2 protein-coding genes are annotated in these 2,192 nt (G+C 65.1%); both read left to right on the top strand.

Annotated features, from left to right (window positions below; all coding sequences use genetic code 11):
- Nucleotides 1-70 precede the first annotated feature (70 nt).
- Nucleotides 71-1,330, top strand: coding sequence for an IS21 family transposase (gene istA / locus AC1DZA_RS20090; protein ID WP_476774095.1), 1,260 nt, complete (start codon nucleotides 71-73; stop codon nucleotides 1,328-1,330).
- On the top strand, nucleotides 1,327-2,130 hold the full coding sequence (gene istB, locus AC1DZA_RS20085) for an IS21-like element helper ATPase IstB (protein WP_476774094.1): 804 nt from the start codon (nucleotides 1,327-1,329) through the stop codon (nucleotides 2,128-2,130). The genes istA and istB overlap by 4 nt, the downstream gene beginning before the upstream one ends.
- Nucleotides 2,131-2,192 lie beyond the last annotated feature (62 nt).

The following is a 2,192-nucleotide window of genomic DNA, read 5'->3' as shown; positions in this document are numbered from 1 at the left end:
TGTCGGTGCTCCCTGAAGAATGACCCTCTGGTGCCGCGCGAATCTTGACCCCCTCGGCAACGCTTGAAGGGTGATTGCTGTGGAAGATTGGGCAGAAATTCGTCGGCTGAATCGTTCCGAGGGTTTGCCGATCAAAGAGATCGTCAGGCGGCTCGGGGTGTCTCGGAACACGGTTCGAGCGGCGTTGCGGTCGGATCGGCCGCCGACGTATGAGCGGGAGCCCCGCTCGACCTTCGCTGATGCCGTTGAACCTCAGATTCGCGCGCTGCTCGCGGAGTACCCGCGGATGCCGGCGACGGTGATCGCGGAACGCATCGGGTGGCAGCACTCGAGTTCGATTCTGCGGGCTCGTGTCGCACGGCTTCGACCGGAGTACGCAAGCGCCGACCCTGTGGACCGTGTCGTGTACGAGCCAGGCGACGTGGCGCAGTGCGACCTTTGGTTCCCCGATGTCCGTGTGCCAGTCGGTCACGGGCAGGAGCGGGTGCTGCCCGTGCTGGTGATGACGCTCGGCTACTCGAGATTCATGTCGGCGACGATGATCCCGTCACGCCAGGCCGGCGACATCCTGTCGGGCATGTGGTCCCTGATCGGCGGGCTCGGCCGGACGCCGAAGACGCTCGTGTGGGATCGGGAGTCCGCAATTGGCGGGACCGGGAAGGTGAGTGTGCCGGCAGCCGCGTTCGCTGGCACCCTGGCGACACGGATTCAGTTGGCGCCGCCGCGGGATCCGGAGTTCAAGGGCATGGTCGAACGCGCGAACGGCTACCTGGAAACCTCGTTCCTGCCCGGCCGCCTGTTTCGTTCCCCGCACGATTTCAACGAGCAGCTGCGCAGCTGGCTGGTCCGGGCGAACACCCGAACCGTGCGCGCGATCCACGGGCGCCCCGCTGACGCATTCGAAACCGACTACCAGGCCATGACCGTCTTCCCGCCCGTCGCGCCGGCTGTCGGCCTCACGAACCGGATCCGGTTGGCCAGGGATTACTACGTCCGCGTCGATGCGAATGACTACTCCGTCGACCCGCGGGTCATCGGCCGCTTCGTCGACGTCCACGCAACTGCAGCAACCGTCACCGTGCGGTGCGACGGTGACCTCGTCGCCCGCCACGAACGCTCGTGGGCGAAGCAGGGGGTGATCACCGACCCGGCTCATGTCGTGACTGCGGCACAGATGCGTCACGGTTTCGCTGCCGACCGCGAAGCCCGCACGCGTCAGCGTCGGCACACGGACGGTCACCTCGTACCACTCCGGGCGCTGCCGGACTACGACGCCTTGTTCGGCGTCGATTTCACCACCAACACAACGAAGGAAGCGAGTAACCATTGAGTACGACCGCAACAACGACGGCCACGCCGGCCGACGGGATCCCGTCCCAGTTGGCGTACCTGACCCGGGTGCTGAAGACCCCAACGATTGGCCGGGTGTGGGAAGAGCTCGCGCAGCACGCCCGCGATGAGAATTGGTCCCACGAGGAGTACCTCGCCGCGGTCATGGGCCGTCAGGCTGCGGACCGGGAATCAGCAGGCACCATCATGCGGATCCGGACGGCGCACTTTCCCGCGATCAAGACCATCGAGGACTTCAACCTCGATCACCTCCCGTCGCTGCGCCGTGACGTGCTCGCGCACCTGGCCACGGGCATGTTCGTGCCGAAGGCAGAGAACGTCATCCTCCTCGGCTCGCCCGGGATCGGGAAGACCCATCTGGCCATCGGACTCGGTGTCAAAGCCGCGCACGCCGGCTACTCCGTCCTGTTCGATACCGCGAACAACTGGATCGCCCGGCTGGCGGCCGCGCACCATCAAGGCCAACTCGAGGCTGAGCTGAAGAAGGTCCGCCGCTACAAGCTCATCATCATCGACGAGGTTGGCTACATCCCGTTCGACCAAGACGCCGCGAACTTGTTCTTCCAACTCGTCGCATCGCGGTATGAGCAAGGCTCGATCATGGTCACCTCGAACCTGCCGTTTGGGAGATGGGGTGAGACCTTCAGCGACGACGTCGTGGCCGCAGCGATGATTGACCGGCTCGTCCACCACGCCGAGGTCCTCACCCTGTCAGGCGATTCCTACCGCACCCGGCAACGCCGCGACCTCATCAACAAGAACCGCGCCGACCGCGACTAACAACCCAGAGGGGGTCAACTTTCGCTCGGCGCCAGGGGGTCAGACTTCACTCGGCATTGACA

This window comes from Agromyces sp. P2_B3 (assembly GCF_056404815.1).
Note: the sequence above shows the minus strand (reverse complement) of the source record. Positions and strands in the feature narration are given on the sequence as shown.